Source organism: Shewanella polaris (assembly GCF_006385555.1).
Taxonomy (GTDB): domain Bacteria; phylum Pseudomonadota; class Gammaproteobacteria; order Enterobacterales; family Shewanellaceae; genus Shewanella; species Shewanella polaris.
In genome coordinates this window covers 417,189-443,780 of sequence record NZ_CP041036.1, presented here as the reverse complement: position 1 = coordinate 443,780, position 26,592 = coordinate 417,189, and the positions used below count along the sequence as shown (strand labels likewise).

At 40.9% G+C, this 26,592-nt stretch carries 24 protein-coding genes; 10 read left to right on the top strand and 14 right to left on the bottom strand.

Features of this window, described 5'->3' with window-relative positions; genetic code table 11:
* Nucleotides 1–60 precede the first annotated feature (60 nt).
* Nucleotides 61–933: an HTH-type transcriptional activator IlvY gene (gene ilvY, locus FH971_RS01965; RefSeq protein ID WP_137223454.1), complete on the top strand. Its 873-nt coding sequence runs from the start codon at nt 61–63 to the stop codon at nt 931–933.
* Between the two features lie 32 nt (nt 934–965).
* Here ilvY and paeA read toward each other — a convergent pair whose 3' ends face one another.
* Nucleotides 966–2,273: a polyamine export protein PaeA gene (paeA, locus tag FH971_RS01960; RefSeq protein ID WP_137223456.1), complete on the bottom strand. Its 1,308-nt coding sequence runs from the start codon at nt 2,271–2,273 to the stop codon at nt 966–968.
* Between the two features lie 367 nt (nt 2,274–2,640).
* On the opposite strand from paeA, the gene FH971_RS01955 reads away from it, so the two are divergent.
* From FH971_RS01955 to FH971_RS01940, 4 genes are all read left to right on the top strand, one after another.
* A complete protein-coding gene (locus tag FH971_RS01955) occupies nt 2,641–4,164 on the top strand; it encodes a YifB family Mg chelatase-like AAA ATPase (protein ID WP_140233155.1) in 1,524 nt (507 codons plus the stop codon).
* Between the two features lie 78 nt (nt 4,165–4,242).
* Nucleotides 4,243–5,139: an acyltransferase gene (locus FH971_RS01950; protein ID WP_140233154.1), complete on the top strand. Its 897-nt coding sequence runs from the start codon at nt 4,243–4,245 to the stop codon at nt 5,137–5,139.
* A 6-nt stretch (nt 5,140–5,145) separates the two neighbouring features.
* A complete protein-coding gene (locus tag FH971_RS01945) occupies nt 5,146–6,057 on the top strand; it encodes an acyltransferase (protein ID WP_137223462.1) in 912 nt (303 codons plus the stop codon).
* 242 nt (nt 6,058–6,299) lie between these two features.
* A complete protein-coding gene (locus tag FH971_RS01940) occupies nt 6,300–10,787 on the top strand; it encodes an EAL domain-containing protein (RefSeq protein ID WP_240778426.1) in 4,488 nt (1,495 codons plus the stop codon).
* Between the two features lie 71 nt (nt 10,788–10,858).
* Here FH971_RS01940 and FH971_RS01935 read toward each other — a convergent pair whose 3' ends face one another.
* Entirely contained in the window at nt 10,859–11,950 is a 1,092-nt protein-coding gene (locus FH971_RS01935) for a branched-chain amino acid aminotransferase (protein ID WP_140233153.1), read from the bottom strand.
* Between the two features lie 226 nt (nt 11,951–12,176).
* Nucleotides 12,177–12,530 (bottom strand): RidA family protein, encoded by a 354-nt coding sequence (locus FH971_RS01930; protein WP_140233152.1) that lies wholly within the window; start codon nt 12,528–12,530, stop codon nt 12,177–12,179.
* A gap of 173 nt (nt 12,531–12,703) precedes the next feature.
* Between FH971_RS01930 and FH971_RS01925 the strand changes: the two genes are divergently transcribed.
* Nucleotides 12,704–12,925 carry a cell division protein ZapB gene (locus tag FH971_RS01925; RefSeq protein WP_137223466.1) on the top strand — a complete coding sequence of 74 codons (222 nt, stop codon included), beginning with the start codon at nt 12,704–12,706 and terminating at the stop codon, nt 12,923–12,925.
* On the opposite strand, the gene FH971_RS01920 is transcribed toward FH971_RS01925, so the two are convergent.
* From FH971_RS01920 to FH971_RS01890, 7 genes are all read right to left on the bottom strand, one after another.
* On the bottom strand, nt 12,922–13,134 hold the full coding sequence (locus FH971_RS01920) for a DUF1107 domain-containing protein (RefSeq protein ID WP_137223468.1): 213 nt from the start codon (nt 13,132–13,134) through the stop codon (nt 12,922–12,924). The genes FH971_RS01925 and FH971_RS01920 overlap by 4 nt on opposite strands.
* A 441-nt stretch (nt 13,135–13,575) precedes the next feature.
* Nucleotides 13,576–14,193, bottom strand: a complete 618-nt coding sequence (locus FH971_RS01915) for a thiol:disulfide interchange protein DsbA/DsbL (protein ID WP_140233151.1) — start codon at nt 14,191–14,193, stop codon at nt 13,576–13,578.
* Nucleotides 14,194–14,322: 129 nt separating this feature from the next.
* Complete coding sequence (locus tag FH971_RS01910) at nt 14,323–15,324, bottom strand: serine/threonine protein kinase (RefSeq protein ID WP_140233150.1); 1,002 nt, start codon at nt 15,322–15,324, stop codon at nt 14,323–14,325.
* A 10-nt stretch (nt 15,325–15,334) separates the two neighbouring features.
* Complete coding sequence (locus tag FH971_RS01905; RefSeq protein ID WP_140235492.1) at nt 15,335–15,637, bottom strand: DUF3630 family protein; 303 nt, start codon at nt 15,635–15,637, stop codon at nt 15,335–15,337.
* A 26-nt stretch (nt 15,638–15,663) separates the two neighbouring features.
* Complete coding sequence (locus FH971_RS01900; protein WP_140235491.1) at nt 15,664–17,145, bottom strand: protein adenylyltransferase SelO; 1,482 nt, start codon at nt 17,143–17,145, stop codon at nt 15,664–15,666.
* Nucleotides 17,135–17,467, bottom strand: a complete 333-nt coding sequence (locus FH971_RS01895) for a hypothetical protein (protein ID WP_140233149.1) — start codon at nt 17,465–17,467, stop codon at nt 17,135–17,137. The genes FH971_RS01900 and FH971_RS01895 overlap by 11 nt, the downstream gene beginning before the upstream one ends.
* Nucleotides 17,468–17,574: 107 nt before the next feature.
* Nucleotides 17,575–18,429, bottom strand: coding sequence for a hypothetical protein (locus FH971_RS01890; RefSeq protein WP_140233148.1), 855 nt, complete (start codon nt 18,427–18,429; stop codon nt 17,575–17,577).
* 377 nt (nt 18,430–18,806) lie between these two features.
* Between FH971_RS01890 and FH971_RS01885 the strand changes: the two genes are divergently transcribed.
* From FH971_RS01885 to FH971_RS01875, 3 genes are all read left to right on the top strand, one after another.
* The gene (locus FH971_RS01885; RefSeq protein WP_137223480.1) at nt 18,807–19,199 is read left to right on the top strand and encodes a nitrous oxide-stimulated promoter family protein; all 393 of its coding nucleotides are present in this window, start codon (nt 18,807–18,809) and stop codon (nt 19,197–19,199) included.
* A 64-nt stretch (nt 19,200–19,263) separates the two neighbouring features.
* A complete protein-coding gene (locus FH971_RS01880) occupies nt 19,264–20,199 on the top strand; it encodes a hypothetical protein (protein ID WP_140233147.1) in 936 nt (311 codons plus the stop codon).
* Nucleotides 20,200–20,344: 145 nt separating this feature from the next.
* On the top strand, nt 20,345–20,926 hold the full coding sequence (locus FH971_RS01875; RefSeq protein WP_140233146.1) for a lipid-binding SYLF domain-containing protein: 582 nt from the start codon (nt 20,345–20,347) through the stop codon (nt 20,924–20,926).
* On the opposite strand, the gene FH971_RS01870 is transcribed toward FH971_RS01875, so the two are convergent.
* Nucleotides 20,907–21,092 carry a hypothetical protein gene (locus FH971_RS01870; protein ID WP_140233145.1) on the bottom strand — a complete coding sequence of 62 codons (186 nt, stop codon included), beginning with the start codon at nt 21,090–21,092 and terminating at the stop codon, nt 20,907–20,909. The genes FH971_RS01875 and FH971_RS01870 overlap by 20 nt on opposite strands.
* 837 nt (nt 21,093–21,929) lie before the next feature.
* On the opposite strand from FH971_RS01870, the gene FH971_RS01865 reads away from it, so the two are divergent.
* Nucleotides 21,930–22,751, top strand: coding sequence for a Rossmann-like domain-containing protein (locus tag FH971_RS01865; protein ID WP_140233144.1), 822 nt, complete (start codon nt 21,930–21,932; stop codon nt 22,749–22,751).
* A 207-nt stretch (nt 22,752–22,958) separates the two neighbouring features.
* Here FH971_RS01865 and FH971_RS01860 read toward each other — a convergent pair whose 3' ends face one another.
* The 3 genes from FH971_RS01860 to FH971_RS01850 all read right to left on the bottom strand — a co-directional run bounded on the left by FH971_RS01860 (nt 22,959) and on the right by FH971_RS01850 (nt 26,589).
* Entirely contained in the window at nt 22,959–23,552 is a 594-nt protein-coding gene (locus FH971_RS01860) for a hypothetical protein (protein ID WP_206194452.1), read from the bottom strand.
* A 120-nt stretch (nt 23,553–23,672) separates the two neighbouring features.
* The gene (locus FH971_RS01855) at nt 23,673–25,991 is read right to left on the bottom strand and encodes a YgiQ family radical SAM protein (RefSeq protein ID WP_140233143.1); all 2,319 of its coding nucleotides are present in this window, start codon (nt 25,989–25,991) and stop codon (nt 23,673–23,675) included.
* Between the two features lie 202 nt (nt 25,992–26,193).
* Complete coding sequence (locus tag FH971_RS01850) at nt 26,194–26,589, bottom strand: MAPEG family protein (RefSeq protein ID WP_137223491.1); 396 nt, start codon at nt 26,587–26,589, stop codon at nt 26,194–26,196.
* Nucleotides 26,590–26,592: the final 3 nt, after the last annotated feature.

Here is a 26,592-nt window from a genome sequence, read left to right as displayed (position 1 = left end):
AATGCAACATTAAATGCTTAACCTAATATTTAACTTACATTTGAGCTCTAAGGTGCTGTGATGGATATTCGTTCACTTAAAATGTATTTACACTTATGTGATAGCCTGCATTTTGCCAAAACAGCAGAGCAATCGCATGTCAGTCCATCGACATTAAGTCGTGCCTTACAACGTTTAGAAGAGGAAGTGGGTAGTAAATTGTTTGAACGTGACAATCGCAGTGTCACGATGACCCATGCAGGTATTGAATTTAAACGTTTTGCCGAGCACACATTATCGGAATGGACTCAATTACGCAGTCGTATTGACCCAAGCCAGCAAATTTTACGCGGCAATCTTAATTTGTATTGCTCGGTGACTGCGACTTATAGCCATTTACCAGCATTGTTAGATCGATTTAGACGTGAGCATCCTCATGTCGATATTAATCTCCATACCGGAGACCCAGCTAATGCAGTAAACCAAATCCAAAAAAATCGTGCCGATATTGCCATTATTGCTTTGCCGGAAGTCTTTCCTAGCAGTTTGCATTTTACGCCGATTGATAAAGTACCCATTTCCGTCATTGCCCCAACAATACAATGCCAAGTACAGCAATGGGTAAACCAATCCCAAATTGACTGGGCTAAGTTGCCCTATATCGTACCGGATCATGGTCCCGGCAGAAAAAGAATTGATTTGTGGTTTAAGCAAATGGGCATAAAACCCAATATTTATGCCCAGGTATCAGGTCAGGAGGCGATAGTCTCTATGGTCGCGCTCGGCTGTGGTGTTGGTATCAGTCCAGAAGCCGTGCTCCTCAATAGCCCAGTACGTGATCGCATTCAAACTTTATCGTCACCAGTCGCGATCCCGCCATTTGAATTAGGCTGTTGCTGTAAAGAAAAACGCACCAATGATCCTATCATTAGTGCATTCTTAGCGATCATTTAATGACGCTGTTTAGCTTATCTAGGGAAATTGACTTAAGGCAGTGGTGGTATTTCAATGTCTATACGAGTCACCAGCAGTTGGTCAACTTTGTATGAATCAATATCGACCACTTCAAATTTATACCCGGCGTAATTGACAAAATCGGTTCGTTTAGGAATTTTGCGCAACATATACATCATAAAACCAGCAATAGTTTCGTAATTTTGATTATGCGGAAACACTTCAATATTAAACGCACGCATTACATCAGTAATAGGCGTCACCCCATCCACTAACCAAGAATTACCATCACGGGCAACAATTTGCTCTTCGCTTTCATGTAATGACCACGCGCCCATAACAGCACTTTGTAAATCATTGGTGGTGACAATGCCGACAACCAACGCATACTCGTTCATCACCACAGCAAAGTCGGAACGATTATTCTTAAAATATTCCATCGATTCAGACAAGGTTAACGTATCTGGAATGATGAGGCAGTTATGTACTAACGTACTGCCTTTTAAGGTGATGTTCTCGCCGTTAATTACTCTAATTAGCAATTCTTTTGCATCAACAAAACCTTTGATCATATCCAGTTGACCATCACAAACTAAAAACTTGTTATGCGGATTTTTAGCAATTTTCTGTTTAATGTCTTCTTCGCTGTCTTGCAGTAAAAAATATACTAAACTTTCACGCGCAGTCATTGCAGAGGTCACCGAAACCGACTGCATTTCAAACACGTTTTCCATCATTTGCTGTTCGCCTTTATCCATCACCCCCGCTTCTGTACCTGCGGTCATCATGGCGTAAATATCATCATGGGTCACTTGGTCATTACGCGCAGTAGGTACTTGTAACAATTTAAAAATTGCATTGGCCAAGCCATTAAAAATCCACACAAATGGCTTTAATATTTTAATACACAAAATTATTGGCATCACAAAAGTAACCGCGACTTGCTCTGGGATCACCATCGCAATACGTTTAGGCATCAAATCAGCAAATAGAATAAACAACGAGGTGACAGTCACAAATGAACAGACAAAACTCAGTTGCAAACCCCATTCATTGCCTAATAAAGGCAACAGTAATGCTTCAAAATGAGGTCTAAATGCCGACTCACCCACGATACCGCCCATGATCGCAACCGCATTCAGTCCGATTTGTACCACGGTAAAAAAACTACCTGGAAGAGCTTGTAGCTTCAACACTTTTGCGGCACGCAAGTCACCCTCATCAGCCATTAATTGCAAACGCATTTTTCGTGATGCCGCAAGGGCAATTTCGGACATAGAGAAAAAACAACTGATGCCTATCAGGCACAAGATGATCAATAAATTATCAGAGAGGCTCATAGTTTACCTTTACCTGAATACTAGCCAAAACATCAGGATTGTATGTACATATCATTGTTGCAAAATGGGCAAATGCAAGACCTTAGCCATTTATTAATATTCAAAATTAACAAGACTAATGATTCAATACACATAGAAATAACGAGTGTTGAAATATCATTATAGTGTTTCACGACAACAGACCTATTTATGATCCTTCCTTGTGTACTATAAAGCGACGGCATTCTACTCAACATCACTGATTTAAACTAGCTTATAAACATAACTTTATCTGACTTATTTAGCCTATATCACGCAAAAATATACATCGCTGCTAGACTATAAACATATCTTCACTTGTATATTATTCAAACAAAAGGAATTGTTAATGGCGATAGCCTGTGTATTTACTCGAGCAAGCTGCGGTGTAGAAGCGCCAAGAGTTACTGTTGAAGTGCATTTAAGCAACGGTTTACCCGCATTTAATCTAGTGGGATTGCCAGAAACCTCTGTCAAAGAAGCTAAAGAACGCGTTAGAAGTGCGTTAATTAATGCTGGCTTTGAATTCCCACAAAAACGCATTACCGTCAATTTAGCCCCAGCAGATTTGCCCAAGCAAGGCGGACGATATGATTTACCTATCGCAGTAGGTATTCTCGCAGCATCAAATCAAGTTCCAGCTAAAGCATTACATCAATGTGAGTTTGTCGGTGAACTGGCACTCTCCGGACAAATACGCCCTTGCAGTGGATTATTACCAGCCATTATTGCGGCACGTAATGATCAACACCATTTTTTTATGCCCATCGAAAACCGCCATGAAGCTGAGCTGGTTGGCTATCATCACAGTTATTTTGTCGCCCACTTGCAGAACTTAGCGGCTTTTCTACACGGCCAAGCACAATTACCTCTGCTTGATACCTTACCTGAATGGATAGAAGAAGAGCCCCAAAGCCATTCATCGCTTTGTATGAGCGATGTCATCGGCCAGTATCAAGCCAAGCAAGGACTTGAAATTGCGGCGGCCGGAGGACACAACATGCTGTTCGTAGGACCTCCAGGAACGGGGAAAAGCATGCTAGCCAATAGAATCATTCCACTATTACCAAAACTCACTTACGATGAAGCCATTGAAGTAGCAGCTATTCATTCTGTCGCTGGATTACATGTAAAACCGCAAAATTTTCTTAATCGCCCTTTTCGCTCGCCACATCATACATCATCATCTATTGCACTGATTGGTGGTGGAAGTCATCCAAAGCCAGGTGAGATATCATTAGCGCACCGTGGGATATTATTTCTTGATGAAATAGCCGAGTTTCCGCGTAAAGTATTGGATTGTCTGCGTGAACCTTTAGAAACCGGCCAAGTTGAGATTTCACGTGCTGCAGCAAAATTGACTTTTTTGAGTCGATTTCAACTTATTGCCGCAATGAACCCAAGCCCTTGTGGCGATACGGAACGCGCGCGTTCGACTCCTGATCAAATTCAACGTTATTTATCCCGTTTATCAGGGCCATTTTTAGACCGCTTTGATTTAACCGTGGATGTACCCAAACTTCCTGCTGGCACCTTAACCCAACAGCATCAACCCGGTGAGACCAGTATTGAAATAGCCAAGCGGGTCAAACAAGCACGCGATCAACAACTCAGCCGATCTGGGGTGTTAAATAGTGAATTATCCCCAAAACAACTCAAACAAGATGGTGCGATTACTCAACCCGATCTTGAATTTTTAGAGCAAAGCGTTGTGAGTTTAGGCTTGTCTGTACGCAGTTTTCACCGCATTCAACGGGTATCACGTACCATTGCCGACTTGCAGCAATCGCCTACTATCGAACGAGGTCACATTGCTCAAGCCCTTGGTTATCGGGCAATGGATCGATTACTGGCAAAACTGAATCAGCAATAAACCTAATTTAACCTATCGTATTGATTGAGCAAAACCGCGACTACTAGTAACATAGCCCTCCGTTTATAGGAGAGAACAATGTCGCTGCTGTCGAAAATCAAAGGTTCAATTGCATTCTTATGCTACTTATTTAATACCATTTTTTGGACCATTCCCATTTTAGCTTTCAGTTTTGTAAAGTTAATCCCCATTGGCATCATCCAAAAAATCTGTAGTTATATTCTCGATAATTGCGCGACAGCATGGATTAGTGTCAATACTGTGGTAGAAGGTATTTTTCATCCTATGCGTATTCATATCACAGGCGACCAAGCCTTTTCTGAAAAAGAATGGTACATGGTAATAGCCAATCATCAGTCATGGGTCGACATCCTTATTTTACAACGGGTTTTTAACCGTAAAATTCCTTTTTTAAAATTTTTCCTAAAACAAGAACTTATTTTCGTACCCGTTCTCGGCCTAGCTTGGTGGGCATTAGACTTTCCATTTATGCGCCGTTACAGCACATCACAATTACGAAAAAATCCTAAATTAAAAGGTAAAGATATTGAAATAACCCGCAAAGCATGTGAAAAATTTAAGACAAAACCTGTCAGTATTATGAATTTTGTTGAAGGCACACGTTTTACAGCGGCTAAACATGATAAACAGGGTTCACCATTTAAGCACCTTTTAAAACCGAAAGCGGGTGGGATGGCGTTTGCACTCTCCGCCATGGGTGAACACATTAATAAATTGGTTAATGTCACCATATATTATCCAGATATAGTACCAACGTATTGGCAATATATTTGTGGCGGATTATCCGAGGTTAGAGTGGATATAAAAATTACTGATATACCTCAGGATATGCGTGGTGATTATATGAAGGATCGCGAATTTAAAATTAAGTTCCAAGAGCAACTTAATCAAATCTGGCTCGAAAAAGATTCGCAGTTACAGGCATTAGCCTCACAAGCAAAGCACGAGGTATAACACAATATGCTGTCTTTTTTACCTGGTCCGGTACTGTATTTTATCAGCCTATCATTATTGATTATCAATACTATTTTATGGAGTACATTGCTAACGATTGGCGGTGTGATTAAATTATTATTGCCTTTTTTACCGATACGTCGACTATTGACACGAATAATGAACCGTCTTATGTGGTCATGGGCAACATGCAATGGCGGTATTTTATATCTTATTTCTAATATTGAATGGGATGTAAAAGGATTAGAAAAACTCGACCCTGACGGCTGGTATTTATTGATAAGTAATCATGTCAGTGGCTTTGATATTGCCGCCCAAACTTACTTATTGCGTAACAATATCCCAATGTTGAAATTCTTTTTAAAAAAAGAACTCCTCTATGTACCTATCATGGGGCTAGGTTGCTGGGCGCTAGATATGCCATTTATGGACCGGACTAGCGCAGCTAAGTTAAAAAAGAACCCTAAATTAAAAGGTAAAGATCTCGAAACGACTCGCAAGGCATGTGAACGCTTTAAGCATTCACCAACATCCATTATTAATTATGTTGAAGGTAGCCGTTTTACTGAAGAAAAACGATTACGTCAGAATTCACCTTATCGTCATTTATTACGCCCTAAAGCCAGCGGGATTGCTTTTACACTATCAGCAATGGGCGAACAGTTTACAAGTCTACTAAATATCACCATAGTTTATCCAGAAACTTCAGAAAAAGTGTTGGCTAATGTCATGCATGGACGCACTAAAAAAGTGGTGATCCGCATTGAGGTACTTCCCGTGCCGCGAGTCGACCCAGAAGTCTACTTTAAAAGCCCAGAAACTCGTGTCGAGTTTCAGCGATGGTTAAACCAACTTTGGTTCGAAAAAGATCAGCAAATCGATGACATTATAAAAATACATCAAGATCAGAACGCATAGATTGCTCTAAAAATGACCAATTAAGGTTTTATATTGCTTTGTGCGTGTAAAATGGTCAGTTTTACACTAAAAAAGAGTTAGTCTGTCACTCAATTAATAAAAAATTTAACATCTGAGTTTGTAGTACTTAAGTTAAAATTTTATTGTTACTATAACTAGACTATGAGTAGCAGCCTTTCCAATGTAACTTTTATAGGTGAAATTTGAATTTTCGTACATTTACGCTTTTAGTACACTATCTAATGTTAGTCATAACATTGAGTTTTTCGGTGTCTGTTGCAGCACAAAAAGACCGTCCTAATGATGGTCTAACCGAAGTAAAATTTGAACACTTTGATACAAGTAATGGCCTCAATCAAAACTCAATTACCCGCTTGTTTATGGACAGTTCGGGAATGTTATGGATAGGAACTCAAGATGGACTCCACAGCTACAATGGGGTTGAGTTTAATTTATATCTAAAACAGCAACAAAGCAGTAATTCTATTTCGGGAAACTTTATTACCGACATATTGCAGTCGCCCGATGGGGATTTATGGGTTGGCACCTATAATAGTGGCCTCAATAGACTCAATCTCACTAACGGAAAGTTTACTCAATACAAACAGGCTCAAGGCTTAAGCGAATTACAAGTAACTCAACTTGCTGTTATTGGCGAGACTCTCTGGGTAGGTACTCGATCTGGTCTTTTCATTCTGTCACTAAAAACAGAAAAAATTATTCCCGTTAGTTTAGGTAATAACATCACTCCTAATGTGACTAGTATAGCCAATATTGATGATAAATATATTGTAGTGGGTACCCAGTCCAATGGCACATTTGCCATTGATAGTAATACTATTATTCGCCTTGATATTCCTGTCGACAAGGCGGTTAACGACATAAAATTTAGCTCTATTTATTCTGTATGGCTTGCGATTGATAACCAAATTTGGCGCTATAATTTAGAGAACCATCAAAAAGAACTCATTTGGTCGCGGGAAAATTATCATGGCGATAATAAAAAAATTGATCAATTTGTGGTTAACAATGCCAATCAATTATGGGTCATTGGTAATAACTCAGGCTTAACTCAACTCGATTATGATGGTAAAAAGTGGCACAGCACCGTTTATAAGCACAACTCACAAGCACTAAACAGTATTAGCGCGAATAACATACAAACATTAATGCTAGACCCTAATGGTATCTTATGGATAGGTACATTTTTTTCCGGTATCGACAAGCTCAATATCAACCATCAATATTTTAGCCACTTTTACGATAACCAAACTAATACACCTCGAATGGCAAATATGGTCCGCGCCATTTTCAGGGACAAACAACAGCGCCTATGGATTGGCACTCAAGGCATTGGCGCTAAATATCTCATTCCAGGCGATAATAAATACCATTACATCAACGATTTATTTAGCCAGCTATTAGCTATCCCAGAAGATCAACTTTCTCTCACTGTCCAAGACATTGTGCAAGACATACATGATTCACTATGGTTCGCGACCAATGTCGGCATATTTACCTTAGATAGCAACAACACCCTACAACAAATTAAACCAGTCAATGATCAACTCCATACGGATACCATGTTTCGCAGTTTAGCCTTTGATGATAAAGGCCGTATATGGATTGCCAGTAGCCAAGGGTTATATTCTATTTCGCCAAATAGTCAAAAAATGGTCTCTTATAATTTTGATTTTCAAACTGAATATTCACCATTCAAACATCAAATTATTAAAATATATTTTAGCCAAGGTTATCTATGGCTAGGCACCATGAGTGGGTTAGTAAGACTGGCGCCCGATGAGCAAAAACTAGACTTTTTAATTCACGATCCAAAGAATCTCAATAGTTTAAGCGATGACCGCATTCGGGATTTTTTACTCACTGAAAATGGTGACTTTTGGTTAGCGACTCATGGCGGTATAGACAAGCTAACAATCGAAGATGGGGCTTTTAACTTTGAGCGTATAGATGTCAATGCAGATAACAGTAGCAACACGGTTTATGCCATTTTAGAAGATGCACAACATGATTTATGGTTAAGCACAAATAGCGGGATTTCACGATTTACACCTAAAACGAATGAATTTATATCGTTTAATCAATATGAAGGTTTACAAGCCAGAGAATTTAATGGCTCATCTAAATTTAAAGACCGTAATGGTGATTTATGGTTTGGCGGCATTCGAGGACTGAATCGATTTAGCCCAGCCCAGATCCCAAAATACCGAGCAGAGAATAAATTAGCCTTAACAAAGTATACTATCGGCGAAACAACATACCCTATCCTCGATTTAAGCCATGCACCTGACATTAATATGCCCTACGAAAAGCAGTTAATTAGCTTTGAGGTTAGTTCATTAAACTATAGTTACCCTGGATTAAGTCGTTTTAGTTATTTTCTCAATGGTTTTGATACCGCTTGGCATCAGTTAGCGGATGGCAATAAAATTTCCTACACCAATTTACCCCCAGGAGAATATCAATTAATAGTACGCCATGCTCTTGGTGCCAATCAATACGGTAAAAACACCTTAAATGTAAACGTATCGGTTGTTCCGCCTATTTACATGACAAATTTAGCTTATGCGCTATATTTTTCGGTCGCTTTATTATTGATAATCTGGTTTATTACCGCCCGAAAGAAAAAACACATCAAACAACGTGAATTCGATAGCAGTATTCGAGCCTCTGAAGAGCGCCTCAAATTGGCACTGTGGGCTTCAGGTGATGGGATGTGGGACTGGAATATCAAAGAGGACAAAGTTTATCGAACCAATATGGTTGAGCCAATGGACTTCGGTCAAAAAGATCAATTGCTCATCAGCAGTATCCATTCTGAAGACCGCCCTAAGGTACAGATGCTGCTCAACGACCATTTAAATGGTGAGACAGAATTCTTTGAAGCTGAATATCGTGTTGAATCAGCCCCTGGTAAATGGTCATGGCTATTAGACCGTGGGCAAGTCGTTGAGCGCGACGAAAATAATGTCCCCTTACGAATGGCAGGCACTCATAAAGACATTACCAATCGTAAAGTAACTGAAAATGAGTTGAAGCTGTCATCACAAGTACTGTTTAGTATGAATGAAGCGGTCATCGTCGGCGAGCTAGACTACCAAATTCGCTCAGTTAATCCTGCATTTAGCCGTATTACCGGCTTTAAACACCGTGATGTTGTCGGAAAACATTTTCTGTTTCTGACAATGGGCAAGCAATCTAGTGAGTTTTACAATGCTGTCGAAACCCAGCTATTAAGACACAAACATTGGGCTGGCGAGATCAAAATTCGTACTCGCGACCGTCGCGGCATTCTTGCATGGCTTGAGATCAACCAAGTAATCGATAATAAAGGTGAAACAAGCCATTTTGTAGCAGTATTCACTGATATTACTGCGCGTAAAAAAGCTGAAGAAGATTTGCGAGTATTAGCTAATTTCGACCCTCTCACGGGACTGCCTAACCGCACGCTATTTCAAGATCGCCTCAATCAAGCAGTCACTAAAGCGCATCGCGCAAACAACATAGTGGCATTATTGTTCTTAGATCTTGACCGATTTAAGCATATCAATGATTCAATGGGACACCATATTGGTGACTTACTGCTTAAAGCTGTCGCTCATCGACTGCAAAACTCTGTACGTGATGGTGATACGGTTGCGCGTTTAGGGGGCGATGAATTTACCATTATTTTAGAAGGTGTAGCCAAAACTAAAGCCGCGACCATCATTGCAGAAAAAGTCCTCAATGCATTCCAAACCCCCTTTTTACTTGACGATAAAGTACTGACCATTTCACCGTCAATCGGCCTCAGCTTGTATCCCGAAGATGCGCAAGATACAACATCTTTAATTAAATATGCTGATACTGCCATGTATCACGCAAAATCACTGGGGCGCAATAATTTCCAATTCTATACCGAACAATTAAATAAATATGCTACCCGCCATGTTCAGTTAGAAGCGGGGCTTAAAAAAGCGATGCAGGACAATGAACTGTATCTGGTTTATCAACCTCAATTCGATGTTAAGACCGAGATGATTATTGGTCTAGAAGCATTATTACGTTGGGACAGTCCAGAACTAGGCTTTATTTCACCGGTTGAATTTATCCCACTGGCAGAAGAAACCGGTATGATAAATCAAATAGGTAACTGGGCCATTAATGAAGCCTGTAATCAACTAGCAGAGTGGCACAATTTAGGCTTTGAACATATATCTGTAGCGGTTAACCTTTCTGCCAGACAATTGAAAGCCGATATAATATCTACAATAGAAGTCGCATTAGCAGTATCAGGTTTACCGGCAAGTGCACTAGAACTCGAATTAACAGAATCGATGATCATGGGTAATCCAAAAGATTCTGTTGCAGTATTGGCGAAATTAAAAGCATTAGGATTAACCATTGCCATTGACGATTTCGGTACTGGGTATTCCAGCTTAAGCTATTTGAAACGTTTCCCAATTGATACGTTAAAGATTGATCGTGAATTTGTTCGAGATATTACCGAAGATCCTGACGATGCAGCCATTACGAGTGCCATTATCACCTTGGCCCATAGTTTAGAGCTTAACGTGGTTGCTGAAGGGGTTGAAACTCAAGAACAATTAGATTTCTTACGTGAAGGAGGCTGCGATCAAGTACAAGGCTTCTTACTCAGTAAACCATTGAACACTGTTGATTGCCTGGCATTATTAACCAAAGAAAAAGCTGCCATTAATCGTTTTTAACGCAAAATAAAAGCTCCATAAAGGAGCTTTATTAAACAACATTATTAAACAGCATTAGCAGATAGAGTAACCTATGGAGCGACACGCTCAATACGTTTTACCCAACCTGTTGGTGCAGGAATGTTGCCTTTCTGTAGGTCAGTAAAGACTTTATAAATCCGTTGGATATTAGGTCCAATTTTGCCATCACCCACGGTAATAATACGTCCATCTTCAAAAATATATGAACTCACAGGAGACACGACAGCTGCAGTACCAAAACCACCCGCTTCAATAATTTCACCAGATTCAATGTCCGCAATAAACTTATCCAACATCACCGTTTCTTGTCTTACTTCACAGCCTAATAAATCACCTAATTCAAGCATAGATTGAGAAGTAATTGATTTTAAAATGGTATCGGTGAATGTAGGAATAATCACAGTGCCGTCTTTTAAAATATGGAAATGATTCATTGCACCCGCTTCTTCAATTTGGGTGTTAGTAGAATCAAGATATAGCACTTGTGAGGCACCATATTCCGCTGCAGCTTTGCCTGCACGTAAAGATGCAGCATAATTACCAGAAGCCTTAGATGCACCTGTACCACCTGACACTGCCCGGTGAAATTTTGTGGTGATCAATAAACGGATGCCACTGTCGACACCTGTAGCATAATAAGCACCAGATGGGCTTAACATGACACAGAAGGTGTATTGCTGACTTGGACTAACCGACAAACGATCTTCTGTAGCAAAAATAAATGGACGAATATACAAACAGGCACCATCTTGTTGCGGAAACCACAAACGGTCCACGTCAATAAGGGCATTAATAGCCTTCACTTGCATTGCTTCATCAATATTGGGAATACACACAATATCGGCAGAACGATTCATCCGTTCGGCATTTTTGTTTAAACGGAAAGTATAAATCTCGCCATCTTCGTGCATAAAGGCTTTTGCGCCTTCAAATATTGATTGTCCATAATGTAACGTCATTGCACCTGGCGCCATTTCAAACGGACCATAAGGTACAATGCGCGGATCGCACCACTGACCATCACGATAATCCATCAAAAACATATGGTCAGTACGCAACTTACCGAAACCTACGTTGCCTTCAGGCTTGAAGGGTTCTGTACGGCGCTCTGACGCTGATTTCAAATTATATTTTATGTCCATTGCATACCACCTTAAAAACTGAGCTTGCAGACTATGGAGGCTTGAGATTAATGTCAAGTCGAAGCCATAAATCCTAAATCAAATTACGTAAAATGAACGTAACAAGCATCAATATATTTATTCATACAGCAACAGACAAACTGTCAGTGCATATCTCATTCTATCACTCGCTAATCGCAACCAATCAATGACTCTAATGTAACTAAACATGATTAGCCATGAATGACTAACTTGCCACTGCTGCAATTACTGATATTTCAACTAAGTATTCAGGCTCGGCAATTGCTGCTTGCACACAAGCTCTTGCAGGGGCATGCCCTTTAGGTAACCAGTTGTCCCACACTTTATTCATAGCATCGTAATTGGCCATCTCTTTAAGGTAAATAGTGGCTGATAAAATATTTTCTCGTCGGCTGCCCGCTTGTGTAAGTAGAGTATCAACTTCTTCGAGCATCGATACAGTTTGGCTATTGATGTCGGTTAATTTGTCTTTTGCGACTTGGCCACTCAAATAAACGTTATTATTGTGGATCACTATACTGCTCATACGAATGCCAACATCGAGTCTGCGGATTGTCATAGAAAGGTCTTTGTTGCCTTGGTTAGCAGATAAAAATAGCGCGATCTCAGATAAAGTACAATATCGAACGATTTATTGAATATATTTTAGCCACTTAGTTTTAAAGGCTATTCCTATAGGCCTTGTCACTGCTAGAATCGGGGTTCCATCCAGAAACGTATAGGACTGCCCCCATGAGCTTTGAATTATTGTCCCAACTGGAAACCAAAATCCAGGCAACACTCGAAAATATTGAGCTACTAAAAATGGAGCTTGATGAAGAGAAGCAAAAGAATGAAGCATTGATATTAGAACAACAAGAATTGGCACAAAAAAACCAACAATTGCAGCAAGACCTAGACTCTTGGAGTGATAAGGTCAACGGCCTTGTTGGTTTATTGAATAACGAAATCTAAATGGATTGATACTGCTGCGATTGCGCTTCAATCAAGGCATTTAATTCACTGATCGCCTGCTTCACATGTGGCAGGCTTTTTTTCGTCTGTAAAAAGCGGCCTTTATCAAACTCAAGCAGTCCTAAGTCTTTTACCCAAATAACTCCACTCAAAAAAATTCGAGCATGCTTAACGATAAGTTTAGGGGCATAAACAGGGAACATTCTCATACGGCTTCCTCCAAGAAGATAACATCCACAACATGCATGGAATAGTTAACGATAAGCCGCGTGTAACCTAAATATACAAACGCCACAGCAAACTACTATCCACTTTTATTAAACGATAAACACAGTTTTATACTTGTCAAATTGGACAGCTTGCAGCCAAAAGAGTTTCATTAATTGATGATCATTTATTGCCCTACTAAATCAAATATTATAAATCGGCACTTTAATGTCACTTGCCAATATTTTGACGCCATGTTAATATCTTTACTGTTACTCAGGGTAAAAAAGAGTTATTTAACTCATCTCCGTATTGTCTTTTATAGGCATGCGGTTTTTTTTTGCCTTTTCACCGTTCAAGCCACCTTCTCGTAAATATGTCTCTTATTTAGGCAAAAAAAAAGGAGCCGAAGCTCCTTATTTACATAACCCATCGGTAGTGGATTACTTTTTATCTATTGATGTTAAGTAAAATGCGATATCAATTAACTCATCATAAGATTTAATAGAGCTGGTTTCGACGCGGTATTTACCGTTAACAACTAATGAAGGAACACCTGAAATTTTAGCATTTTCAGTATCACGCTTCATTTTTGCCATTTGTGCATTAACCATAAATGAGCTAGCTGCTGCATCATAAGCTTTAGCGTCGACACCATTAGCAATGAATAATGATCTGATATCGTCTGCACGTGTAAATTGTTGACGCTTATCGTGGATAGCGCTAAATAATGCAGGTTCAATTTTGTCTTTAACATTAAGTTGTTCTGCAATTGCAAAAGCACGAGACATTTCAATGCCCATTTGGCGACCAATAAACTCAACGTGAGCTTGATTAAATTCGACACCTTCAGGCAAGTTGGCTTCAATTTTAGGCACTACTGTTTTAGAAAAATTAAAACAATGCGGGCAAAAGAAAGAGAAAAACTCAGTAATCTCTGGTTTGGCTGTTCCTGGGCCTTCATTAATTACAGTGTAATGTACACCTTCTTTATAATCAGCAGCCATCGCCGCCATCGGTGCCAGTAGTAGTGCTACGGCCATCAGTAATGCTTTTTTCATTTTACTTCCTTAAAATAGGCAAAATATAAATACGCTGGCTCTATCATAGTCTAGCGTTAGCCTGTAACTCAATATCTAGCTAATTGTATTTGTAACTAAATACTATTAGGTAGTGATTATGAAATATTGTTAATTAAAACTGGGTAAACTCAATGGTGGTTCATTCAGCGCAGAGAGCTGTTCTTTAAACGCCAACGTTTGTTGTTCCCAGTACTTAATATCACCAAACCATGGAAAATTCATTGGAAATGCAGGGTCCTGCCAGCGCTTGGCTAACCACGCATTATAATGCACCATCCTAAATGCCCTTAATGGCTCAATTAACGCCAACTGTTTAGCATCAAAATCACAGAACTCTTGATATCCTTCTAACAAAATATCAATTTGTAATAATTGTTGCTGGCGATCACCCGTCAACATCATCCATAAATCTTGTACTGCCGGACCTTGCTTAGCATCGTCTAAATCAACAAAACCAGGGCCATCTGGTGTCCATAAAATATTACTAGGGTGTAAGTCTCCGTGCAGACGTATTGAAGTAAAGCTGTGTTGCTGCCAAATTTTCTTTGCTTTATCCAACACCTGTTCAACAACAGTAAAAAATGCGTTTTGCATCGAACTGGAAACGATATCGCTCTCGCGTAAGTAGCGATAAGGCTCATCGCCCAAAATAGCAGGAGTCAGCGATTCACGGTACTTAAAAGGCTGCATTGCGCCATATTGATGAATACGGCCAATAAAGCGACCAACCGATTCAAGTTGTTCTAAATTATCAACTTCAAATGCGCGTCCACCAATAGAAGGAAACAACCCAAAACGATACCCTTGATATTCAAATAAGGTTTTACCCTCAATAACCACCGGAACGGCTATGGGAATGTCTTCAGCAGCGAGTGCCAAGGCATAATCGTGTTCTTCTTGAATTTGTTCATTGCTCCAGCGATGTGGTCGATAAAACTTCACCACATAACGAATGCCTTGGTCAGAACGGAATTGATATACCCTATTTTCATAACTATTTAATGCTAATAATCCCGTCTCAGGAAAGACACCGATGCTTTCGATGGCATCTAAAATGAGATCGGGTCTCAATGCCTGAAAATGAAACTCTGCACCTATACCGTTATCCATGTATGCCTTATTACGTCGTTTGAATATGTGGAGTAAGTAGCGTTAGCAAAAATGCTAAAACATCTAAATCATTGGGGTTATCAATGGAGATCCAACAACTATCACCATAAAATTCGTAATGTAACCATAAAGGACAACCTTCAAAATTCAGTAACCATTGATGCCGATCTGCGCCCCATTGGCGCTCACGGATTTCGCAGTCAAGTGCCGCGGCTAGCGGTTCTGCAAATTGTTCAAATTGCTCAAAATCTACCTTTGCTTGTATAACCAAACTTAATGTTTGTGGATCTAATCGGGCTGACAATACATTCATACATTGACTCAGATAAAATAATTCAATTAACTGCTGCAAGACATAATTAAGCCTTGCCCCCAATCGGGTGGGCGTTTGGCAAGATCTTCCATTTCAGGTTGTTCATCATATGGACGACTTAACACTTGCTGAAGTTGTAATAACTTACTGTTATCGCCATTTTCTTCTATGTCTATAATAGCTTCTTGTGCCAGATAATTACGTAAAATGTATTTTGGATTAACACCATTACGCTCACCTTGCCACATATTAACATCGTCTACCTTACCCATCCGGTCTTGGTAAGCTTGATACCAAGTATCAAAGCCAGCAAGATCGACCATACTGTCACGTAATACCGAGTGTGAACTATTAGGGTCCAACTGGCCAAAGTCGCGTAAACTATTGCTGTAATCAAGCTGATTACTTTCAAGCAATACGGTTAATTGCCCTACCAAATGCAAATCTTGCTTATTTAGCTCAGCTTGCTCCGCTTCACTGAGTTTATTTGCACTGATGTTTAGTTGCGGTAGCCCCAGCTTAGCGCGCATAAGCAATAAATACTGCTTAACCAACTCATCTTGATAAGTATTTAACGCGGCAATTAAATCGTCAGACTCAATAATCGGCGTTAATACTTGGGCCAACCGCTTGAGGTTCCATAATCCGACTCCCGGTTGCTGACCAAATGCATAGCGGCCTTCGTGATCAGAATGATTACAAATAAAGTCTTCTTTAAATGTATCTAAAAACGAAAAGGGGCCAAAATCAAATGTATCACCTAAAATCGACATATTGTCGGTGTTCATCACCCCATGAGCAAACCCGACAGATTGCCAATGGGCAATCATTATTGCGGTCGATTTCACTACCTCATAAAACCATTGTTTGTACCCTGCAGCATCTGTCGATAAATGGGGGTAATGTTGCTTGATAGTAAAATCAACCAATTGTGTCAGCTTGCCAGCATCACCTTTTTCACTATGAAAGAAATATTCAAAATGGCCAAAACGAATATGACTTTTGGCTAAACGTACGGTAATTGCGGCAGTTTCTTGGCTTTCGCGCCACACGGGCAAATCAGAACCAATGACGGCTAAAGCACGGCTGGTAGGTACGTTTAACGCAGCCAGCGCTTCTGACACTAAAAACTCCCGAACCGCCGAGCGCATTACCGCTCTGCCATCACCTTGGCGAGAATACGGTGTAGGCCCGCCACCTTTTAACGCAACATCCCAAGCGCCATTTGGCCCAATGGCTTCACCTAATATAATTGAACGCCCATCACCTAATCTTGGGGTATAGCCGCCAAATTGATGACCACTATAAACTTGAGCATAATAACTCGCACCAGGAGCCGCATGGTTGGCCGACAATTGCATCAGCAATTCATCATTAGGCTGTTGCAAACCAATCAGTTGAGCAGCGTCCTCGCTCCAACCAAGCCAATGAGGATTACTGATGGGTAAAGGATAAACTTGCGAATAAAAGCCTTCTAATTGTTCAAAATAATCTTGCTTAAATTGCATCACGCTCCGCCCCTACGGCTAAGCTTTTACACTGCAATTGTTCCTGTTCGTCTACCTGACATAACTCACCGCACACAAAAGCTTGCTCTGCTGGCACTGATGACAATTGTAAGTGCAACATCCCCGCGCCCTTTGCTTGGCATTGCTCAAGAGAGTTGTAATAACCTGTTATGTGGTCTTGTACAGCAATCTCTGTTGGTAATGGTGTTTGATCTGCAACATAAAACAAGGTCCATTCTGGGGTGCGAATACAACCAGAAAGTGAAACTACAGCTGCAGAAATTAGCAATATTTTAGTCAATGTACGAGTCATTAATGTCATTTTAAACCTTGTAAGCATTAGATTTTAAGCAACAAAAAAGCGAACCAAGGTCCGCTTTCCTTTTGAATATCATACCTGATATCCATCCAACAGTATTGATTAGCCTGTTAGCTAACTTTAGCTTTGGCTTTTTCGATACGTTTAATTCGCCCTTCAAACCCAGTGACAGTGCCGTCGGTTAACTGGTATTCAAGCGCTTGCTGGCAAACTTTAATCGCATCATCAAACTGACCGACATCATTTAGCAAAGTCGATAACTGCATAAATACTGGCGATTTTATTTCATCAGTACTTTTTTGACTGACACATTGTTGATGTAATGCGCTATATAAGCCTAAATAGGTCAACTGCAATGCCGCACCATATTGGCAATAATCAGCCTGTTTACGCATTTTATAACAATGGTTTATCACACTGGCTAAGTTGCTGTGCTGGCTTTCAAGATCGCTAGCATTGTTAGCGGCGTCAACCTGTTGTATAAAACTCTCACTGGCCCAATCACCTTCAACACGTCTAAGATTCAACGCTTGACCTTGATAACTTGGCTCTTTAACTGTTGATACACCAGCGACGCTTGCTTCAACGTTAGCCGTGTTTACTTCAACCTCTGAAATCGCATCTTTTACCACAGTTTCTGGTTCAGTAACCATTTCTGTTTGTGGACGATCAGACTCAGAGATTATTGCTGTTGTAGGTGCCTCAACGGATTCAGCAGTATGCTCTGCTACTACTTCATTTTCTGCTACTACGTCATCTTCTGCGACTTTATCGATGACAGCATGCTCTGGATCTGCCACTGCAGTATCGTCTGCTACCATTGAAGGTTTAGCGATCTCATTAGATGATGAATGCGCTGCAGCATTGCTATCGGTTTTATCTTGTTCTTGTTTTGCCACCGCTTGAGTGCGTCTGTACAGATACAGAGCAATTGCAACCAATATGACAATTAAAATTACCTTCATTAGGCTTCACCTTGCTGATTATGTGCATAGCACATGATTTTATCTCACTCACAACAGTATTCGTCGTGAGGCAACGTAACGACATTCATACATAATAGTGCGTTGTTGTTTAAACGCTGTGCTTTTTTTAAGCACCGCCCATTATTATTTCAATGTACACTATAAAATCAAGTATTTATCTATTTAAATCTGTAATAAGCCGTAGATCGCTCATCATTTATCCCTTGTTTGGATCATTTTTGCGATCCAAACCTCAGAAAAGTACGTTTTGTGTTTAAGTTCAAAGTTAAATAAGCTGAATTTGTCAGCTCATATTGCCAAGCTTACACTACTAATGTCCGACTGTTTCACTAGGGTATTAAATCAGGAATAACACTATGGCCGATGTAGAATTATTAAGTGGTAAATTACTTTACGAATTTCAAACCATGCAAGCCATGGTCGAAATATATTGTAAAGCGCATCATCCCCTCAAACCATCCCATGGTGTTTGCCAGCAGTGTAGTGAATTTTTAAGCTATGCCAATACTCGCCTCGATCGTTGCCCCTACGGCCAAGACAAACCCACTTGCAATAAATGCCCTGTGCATTGTTACAAACCCCATATGAAAGAAAGAGCACGTGAAATAATGATGTATGCGGGGCCAAGAATGCTATTGCCTCATCCCATTTTTGCCATTAAGCATTTACTGGCAGAGCGTAAACCGGCACCGGGTTTACCACCGGAGAAAGCGTCAAACAGGCATTTACGTAAAGCTGAGCAAAGTTAGCAAGCAAAAACTATTCGGTTAGCAGGAAGTAGGTTAGTATTCACTATCGTCAAAGAGAGTGAAAATGAACCAATTTAACGATTTATTCATTCAAACATACTGGTGGCTCTCCTTACTAGGAGGCATTCATTGCCTTGGGGTAGGTTTGTATGTGCATTATATTTACCAAAGTACCACCCGCAGCCATAGCCTGCTGGCTGGAATATTTTTACTTATCGGTTGTTACTTCTTAACAGGTTTACTTACCCCAGAAACCACCCCAATCCCGATACATTTAACCCTAACACTGTTTATCCCGATCTATTTTTTATTAATGCCAATGCTGTATTTATATTGTAAAAGCAGCCTAACAGGACAAGATTATCAACCACTGTTAATTAAACATTTTGGCTTTGCCATTATCGTTGCATTAGTCACCAGTTCAACTGTTTTATTTCATATTGGTATTGATCCACAAGCCTCAAGTAACACCATTGGGACACTCGATAAATTAAGCAGTATTAATCTATTAGCCATGATCTTACCCATATTTTTAATGCTACAAACTGTTGGCTATTTCTGGGCAATTTATCGTTTATTATCCCACTACCGCCCTCAATATTTGGCCAAAAGGCAACTTAACTTACAAGTGATTCGATTTCGTTGGTTAAGTGTACTCACCATAGGTATTCTAATTAATTGGGTACTGCGGATTATATTGGTTTATTTACCATTTTACTTAGGTGACTCTGTTTCATTATTAACCCAAGGAGTTACCCGTTTAACGCTTTTACTGACCGTATACATATTTGCACTATATGGTATCCAGCAAGTCACGCGAACCGCCTATCTACGCGGTGGGCTCAACGCCAGCGACAAAACTACATCGCCCCACAAAACACTCAACACTAACTCGTTACTAAACGATGAAGAAATGAGTTATTTGCAAGATTTAATGGTGGATGATGAGCACGATACAAGCGATAACGTAACCGAAACCAAAGACCACTCAAAAAAGTAACTCGCACCTATTTTGCATTCGCAGACAGCAACCAATAACACCCTGACACACAGCAAGTATAAATGTTTATTCATTAGTGCCATTTAAGGGGTATGCTACTCTATGGTGAGTTTTTACCATGACAACTTAGTCAATGAGGTTATTTATGAAACGTTCAATTAGCTTAGTTTTTTCCAGTGTTCTCGTGTTATTAAGCTTCGCTTTTTCAGTTCCAAGTTTTGCTAGCGATGAAGCTTACAACGACGCTATTACTAATTTCAAAAAGGCCGATGAAAGCCGGAGTTTATTTAATACGGCTTATGGTTATGCCATCTTCCCCAGCGTAGCCAAAGGCGGTATCGGTATTGGAGCCGCATATGGTAATGGTCGCGTATTCCAAGGCGATAATTACATGGGTGATTCCACGTTAACCCAGCTATCTATCGGTTTTCAATTAGGTGGACAAGCTTATAGTGAAATCATCTTCTTTAAAGATGCCAAAGCTTATAATGAATTCACTAGCGGTAGCTTTGAATTTAGCGCGCAAGCGTCTGCAGTGGCAATTAATCTTGGCGCTAATGCTCAAGTAGGTACCACAGGTAATTCAGCTGGTGCAGGCCAAGCAGGCAGTAATCATGCCGCCGCCGCAGCCTATATCAATGGTATGGCGATATTTACCGCCGCAAAGGGTGGGCTAATGTTTGAAGCCGCTCTTGCAGGTCAGTCGTTTACCTTTGATGGTAAGTAACCACTGCTAGTTTGTATTTATGGCCTGCGGCCACTAACGTCGTGGTGCTTCGCCCACACCAGACATTTAAGAACGCAAGGTTCCACCCTGCACGGGCCAAAAGGGGATCAACAGCAATCCCCTCTTGGATCACCCCTGCCGTTCCGGCAACATTTTCGCTATTCAACCAAACAACAGCAGCGAAAAAATTGCGACGAAAATTTATCCAGCTTTTGGCTTCATTTTAGCGTTCCTCGGTCTTATTCGAAAATGCTAACGCTTTCGATGGTACATCTGATGTGAATGGATTCACGAATGTCGTGATGGCATGGTCTATGATGTTCCCGACATCATAATGACATTTCCCATATCCATATGGGTCTGATGCCAAAGAGCGACCTGTACCGCGAAAGCTAGCCCGTCATGCATGGCTAGCTCACGCATTCTTTTATAAAGAGTCTTCAACGGCCTCAAGTTCAGAGTTGAATTTAGGCATTTTCAATCATGGCTTCTGACTCACTTATGGACAGAAACGTTTTAGAAAATCCAGTGTTTCAATTTACTTTTCATAAAGTTTACCCTGACCCCACTAAATTCTTCTAGCGGGAAATGAGCGCATCAAAAGCAACGACAAGAGTGAGAATGTTGTACAGAAAACTAGGGGCACAAAGCCTTCGGTGAGCAGAGTATTATCTTGACTCACCGGGAGCGTCCATATATGGCTAGTTTTTTCGTTGATTTAACAAAAGCTGTCTAGGTTGTTTTACGCCGGTAACCAGTCGGTCTATTTCATGGAACATAAGGTTTGGGGAGCGACGACCGCAATGTTAGAACAGTTGATTCGTCAGCTAGGTTTTGGCTCGGCGAGTAATCAGCTCAATTAATCTAACTCTATTGTGGCAATCTCCTTTCCCGCACCCACTACTATTGTTATCTCCTGCACATGGCGCTTCAAAAGCTCCTGATCAAGTAAGAAATATTCTAACTAGCTAACAAAAAAACCGTTTTTGTAGAGGTACAATAATTGGAAATATCCCCTGCGTTATGGAAATCACAGATGTCGTCTATTTATCAACAGTTACTCACTACAGCACCAACCAATCTACCACCAATCAAAGCAATCCACATTTGCCACGAAGAAAATAACCCAAGTGCCAAGTTTGGGGTTGTCGAATTAGAAGGCGGTACCATTGGCCTAACCTACGTAAAATTGGGCAACGCGTTTGAGCAGTTACAAAATGAATCGCTATACAGTGATTACATTGGTAAAGCAGTAACGGATTTAGCCCAATTAAGCGTGCTGCAACAAGATTGGCAGCAAGTGCTTGGCGCCGGAGCGCTTAATGCCATTAGCCAATATGTACTCAAACAACGTGGCTTTAACTACCACAACGAAGAAGACAGTTTAGAGCTGCTAGATATTCAACCTGGTGAGCGCGTTGGTATGGTTGGCTACTTCGCCCCGCTTATAGCCCAACTCCGCGAACAACAAACCCCTTTAACGGTGATCGAGCTGCGGGCTGAATTGGTTCAGGCCAAAGGCAATTTTGAAGTAACCACAGATCCAAGCAAATTGGCGCAATGCGATAAGGTACTTATTACTGGCACCAGCGTAATCAACAACACCCTAGAAGGCTTGCTAACGCATTGCCATAAAGCCCAAGAGATCGCGCTGGTGGGCCCAAGCGTTGGCCTGTTGCCAGAGGTACTATTTGAACATGGCATCACTCGCATCGGTGGCCGCGCAGTAGTAAACAGTGAACTGTTCCTTGAGCGTTGGAAAAGTGGCGAGAAGTGGAAAGAGTCCGTTACTCGTTACTCTTTGAGAAACAGCGACTACAAATAATTTCTCATATTAAGGGCGAGACATAACCGTGCGCCCTTTCATCCACCTATATAATCAGAAAAACCACGCCCATTTGTGGTGACAAAATCAGCAAACAAGCGTAACAGCGCTATGCTTGAGCTGTTCCATAAGCGGTTATCGTCAGTTTCTCTGAGACAGGCTAGTAACTGCCGGTGAGAATAACAATAGGATAAACCTATCAAAAACCTATTTATACCCCCAAGGCACTGGTGGTAACGCAACCGGTTGGGTTAAATCAAACTCGACTTTAAAGTCGCGATCTTCTCTGGTTAAACGATAAGTAAAAGTATGTGCTTCAATCATCATCTGCCACTCGTTAGTGACCGACTGAGTTAAGCCATGTTGCTTAAAGTTGGCAATCGACTCGTCATCGACAGGGAAAGTCTGCATATTTGCAGTACCAGTATCACGGGTATCGCCACCATACATAGTCACTTTATCTTCACTACCATCTTTATGACGATGATCATGCTTTAAACGTAGCCCTGTATCGGTTTGAGTGATAATCCACGTTCGTGAATGATCTGCACCCACATGAAATGGGATTTTCAACTGCTTATCTGTACATTCTCGCACATGCATAACTAATGGTTTGCCACTAAAACCATCACCTTCAGCTCCACCAGCTGTGATTTTACCGGCAAAAGCTTTACCACAAAGCGCACTAATCGCTTCAAAAAATTGTTGTTGCTGTACCGAATTAGCAGCATAACTTGGGGTTGCCAATAACATACCGCCACACATTAACGCACTGCTGAAGTAACCACTTAGTCTAGACATTTTAGCCATGATGCTCATTCCTTGCTTATCATTTTTATTCAACACAGAGTACACGCTTTAGATAAACTAAACCCGCATAAATGCGGGTTTAGTTAACTCAAGTCTATAAAGGCAACCTGACTACTTTGCGTATTTCGATTTGGTTGCCCAACCCGTTTTTGCAGAATGTTTAGCGCCTTGGCTTTTGGACGTTTGCCCTTTTGCCGCTTGGCCCGAAGCCTTAGGCGAAGACTTACTGTTTTGCCCTGCAGGTTTGGCGTTGCCTTTATCTGCTTTAGTACCGCCTTTACGGTCTTCAAACTGATCGGCAGAAAAACGGGTCATTGCTTTTTGGCCGCTTTGCTCTTTTGTTTTAGCCGATGGCTTTTGGCCCCACTTCACTTTAGTTTGCTCGTTACGGGTTTCTGGTGGCACCAAATGATTTGGACCATTACCAATTAACGACTCTTTACCCATGGCCACTAAGGCTTCACGGATCATCGGCCAACCCATTGGGTCGTGGTAACGCAATAAGAATTTATGCAATTTACGCTGACGGCCTTTTTTCGGCACCGTCACGTGCTCACTATCATGCTTAACGTTTTTCAATGAGTTAAGTTCGGTATGATAAATCGTGGTCGCATTGGCCATCGGAGATGGATAAAAGTTTTGCACTTGGTCGAGCTTAAATTTCTGCCCTTTTAACCATAATGCCAAATTAACCATGTCTTCGTCGGTGGTACCTGGATGCGCCGAAATAAAGTACGGAATTAAAAACTGTTCTTTACCCGCTTCTTTAGAAAATTTATCAAACAATTCTTTAAACTTGTCATAGGTTCCCATACCTGGCTTCATCATTTTACTGAGAGGACCTTCTTCGGTATGTTCTGGGGCAATTTTTAAATAACCACCCACATGATGCTTAGCTAACTCTCTAATATATTCAGGGTTTTCAATAGCTAAATCGTAACGAACCCCCGATGCAATTAAGACCTTTTTAATACCTGGCACTTCACGTGCGGCTTTATATAAGTCGATGGTGTGTTTATGATCTGTACCTAAATGGCCACAAATAGACGGATACACACACGATAAACGTCGGCAGGTTTTCTCTGCTTTCACGCTGGTACAGCCTAAACGGTACATGTTTGCCGTTGGGCCGCCTAAGTCAGAAATAACCCCTGTAAAGCCTGGTACTTTTTCTTGAATATCTTTAATTTCTTTGATGATCGACTCTTGCGAGCGACTTTGAATAATGCGTCCTTCATGCTCGGTAATCGAACAGAATGAACAGCCACCAAAACAACCACGCATGATATTGATTGATGTTTTAATCATATCGTAGGCTGGAATTTTTTCTTGGCCATACATAGGGTGTGGAATGCGTTGATAAGGCAAATCGAATACTGCATCCATTTCATCAGTGTTTAATGGCCAAGCCGGTGGATTGACCCATACCCCACGGTTAGCATCATGTGGTTGAAACAGCGCACGGGCACAACCCGGGTTTTGCTCTTGGTGCAAAATACGCGAGGCATGGGCATACAAATACTTGTCTTCGCTGACCTTGTTATAGGCAGGAAGCAGCACATAGGTTTTTTCCCATGGCTTTGGACGAGGCGGTTGAACGCTAATGGCTTTAGGAGCCTCGTTATCAAAAATCTTTTCGTCTGTTGGACCTGATAAATTACTGCAACCAACGTCATCTGCACCATATGGACTAGGTAATGGCTCAATTTTATGTAATTGGTCTATTTTACGCGAATCCATACCACGCCAACCGGGCATAGGCTCTTTCCGCATTGTTGCGGTACCACGAACATCATCAATATCGCTAATGGCTTCACCCGCTGCAATACGGCGTGCCACTTCCATTAATGGTCGTTCAGCATTACCGTAAATTAAGATATCTGCTTTAGCGTCAAAAATCACACTGCGACGGACTTTATCAGACCAATAATCATAATGTGCAATGCGACGTAAGCTAGCTTCAATGCCACCAATCACCACAGGGACTTCTTTAAAAGCTTCTTTACAGCGCTGGGTATAAACGGTCACGGCACGGTCTGGGCGTTTGCCACCAATATCACCCGCGGTGTATGCATCGTCATGACGTAGCTTACGGTCAGCGGTGTAACGGTTAATCATCGAATCCATGTTGCCAGCGGTTACCCCAAAAAATAAATTTGGGCGACCTAGCTGCATAAAGTCTTCTTTGTTTGACCAATCAGGCTGTGAAATAATCCCCACTCGGTAACCTTGGGCTTCTAACATTCGCCCAATCACTGCCATGCCAAAACTAGGGTGATCAACATACGCGTCGCCAGTCACGACAATAATATCGCAGCTATCCCAACCTAAAATATCCATCTCTTTACGAGACATGGGTAAGAAAGGTGCTGTTCCGTAGCATTCAGCCCAAAACTTTGGATAATTAAATAACGTTGACTCAACTTGCATGTATATGACCTACATAAATGGGGAAAACCAGTCTCGCTGATCCGATGACAACATCAGCCTATAGCTGAATTTAACGGACGCGGAGTATAGCAGTACAGAGACACTAAGTGTGACTAAAAAAACACCACAAGTGAAATATTTTTATCCCTATATACCCTTATATAAAAAGCGGGAACATTGCTATTCCCTTATGATTTCAATGTTATAACCCAAGAAAGAAGCCAACATTAGCAACAGCTAAGGTTAATAATACAATCCAAGTAATTAACACACCGTAAAAACGACCAAAATGAAGACCTCCTTGACCTTGATTAAGTCCGATAGCATGCAATAAGCGCGCAACAATCCAAGCTGTGCCTAAGCAATGGATTAAGTACAGCGGCATACCGTTTAATTCTGCAAGCATCAATAAAATCAATACTATTGGGGCATTTTCAACTAAATTACCATGAGCTCTTATGGCAATGGTCAATCCTTGATGGCCGCCATCACCAATCCCTATTTTATTTGCACGACGAAATTTAACCACTTTGTAAGATAATGCTAGAACCAACAACGCCGTTAAGCCTGCATATAAACCCGATACCATCAATGTCATGTG

Bases quoted from the DNA above. Each gene is read 5' to 3' on its own strand.
- FH971_RS01875 (WP_140233146.1), top strand. From the start codon at position 20,345: ATGAAACGTTCAATTAGCTTAGTTTTTTCCAGTGTTCTCGTGTTATTA.
- FH971_RS01935 (WP_140233153.1), bottom strand. From the start codon at position 11,950: ATGGACATAAAATATAATTTGAAATCAGCGTCAGAGCGCCGTACAGAA.
- paeA (WP_137223456.1), bottom strand. From the start codon at position 2,273: ATGAGCCTCTCTGATAATTTATTGATCATCTTGTGCCTGATAGGCATC.
- FH971_RS01880 (WP_140233147.1), top strand. From the start codon at position 19,264: ATGAACCAATTTAACGATTTATTCATTCAAACATACTGGTGGCTCTCC.
- FH971_RS01930 (WP_140233152.1), bottom strand. From the start codon at position 12,530: ATGACAATCCGCAGACTCGATGTTGGCATTCGTATGAGCAGTATAGTG.
- FH971_RS01955 (WP_140233155.1), top strand. From the start codon at position 2,641: ATGGCGATAGCCTGTGTATTTACTCGAGCAAGCTGCGGTGTAGAAGCG.
- FH971_RS01945 (WP_137223462.1), top strand. From the start codon at position 5,146: ATGCTGTCTTTTTTACCTGGTCCGGTACTGTATTTTATCAGCCTATCA.
- FH971_RS01905 (WP_140235492.1), bottom strand. From the start codon at position 15,637: ATGAATGTATTGTCAGCCCGATTAGATCCACAAACATTAAGTTTGGTT.
- FH971_RS01895 (WP_140233149.1), bottom strand. From the start codon at position 17,467: ATGACATTAATGACTCGTACATTGACTAAAATATTGCTAATTTCTGCA.
- FH971_RS01925 (WP_137223466.1), top strand. From the start codon at position 12,704: ATGAGCTTTGAATTATTGTCCCAACTGGAAACCAAAATCCAGGCAACA.
- FH971_RS01920 (WP_137223468.1), bottom strand. From the start codon at position 13,134: ATGAGAATGTTCCCTGTTTATGCCCCTAAACTTATCGTTAAGCATGCT.
- FH971_RS01915 (WP_140233151.1), bottom strand. From the start codon at position 14,193: ATGAAAAAAGCATTACTGATGGCCGTAGCACTACTACTGGCACCGATG.
- FH971_RS01890 (WP_140233148.1), bottom strand. From the start codon at position 18,429: ATGAAGGTAATTTTAATTGTCATATTGGTTGCAATTGCTCTGTATCTG.
- FH971_RS01885 (WP_137223480.1), top strand. From the start codon at position 18,807: ATGGCCGATGTAGAATTATTAAGTGGTAAATTACTTTACGAATTTCAA.
- FH971_RS01855 (WP_140233143.1), bottom strand. From the start codon at position 25,991: ATGCAAGTTGAGTCAACGTTATTTAATTATCCAAAGTTTTGGGCTGAA.
- FH971_RS01900 (WP_140235491.1), bottom strand. From the start codon at position 17,145: ATGCAATTTAAGCAAGATTATTTTGAACAATTAGAAGGCTTTTATTCG.
- FH971_RS01910 (WP_140233150.1), bottom strand. From the start codon at position 15,324: ATGGATAACGGTATAGGTGCAGAGTTTCATTTTCAGGCATTGAGACCC.
- FH971_RS01860 (WP_206194452.1), bottom strand. From the start codon at position 23,552: ATGTCTAGACTAAGTGGTTACTTCAGCAGTGCGTTAATGTGTGGCGGT.
- ilvY (WP_137223454.1), top strand. From the start codon at position 61: ATGGATATTCGTTCACTTAAAATGTATTTACACTTATGTGATAGCCTG.
- FH971_RS01950 (WP_140233154.1), top strand. From the start codon at position 4,243: ATGTCGCTGCTGTCGAAAATCAAAGGTTCAATTGCATTCTTATGCTAC.
- FH971_RS01940 (WP_240778426.1), top strand. From the start codon at position 6,300: ATGTTAGTCATAACATTGAGTTTTTCGGTGTCTGTTGCAGCACAAAAA.
- FH971_RS01850 (WP_137223491.1), bottom strand. From the start codon at position 26,589: ATGACATTGATGGTATCGGGTTTATATGCAGGCTTAACGGCGTTGTTG.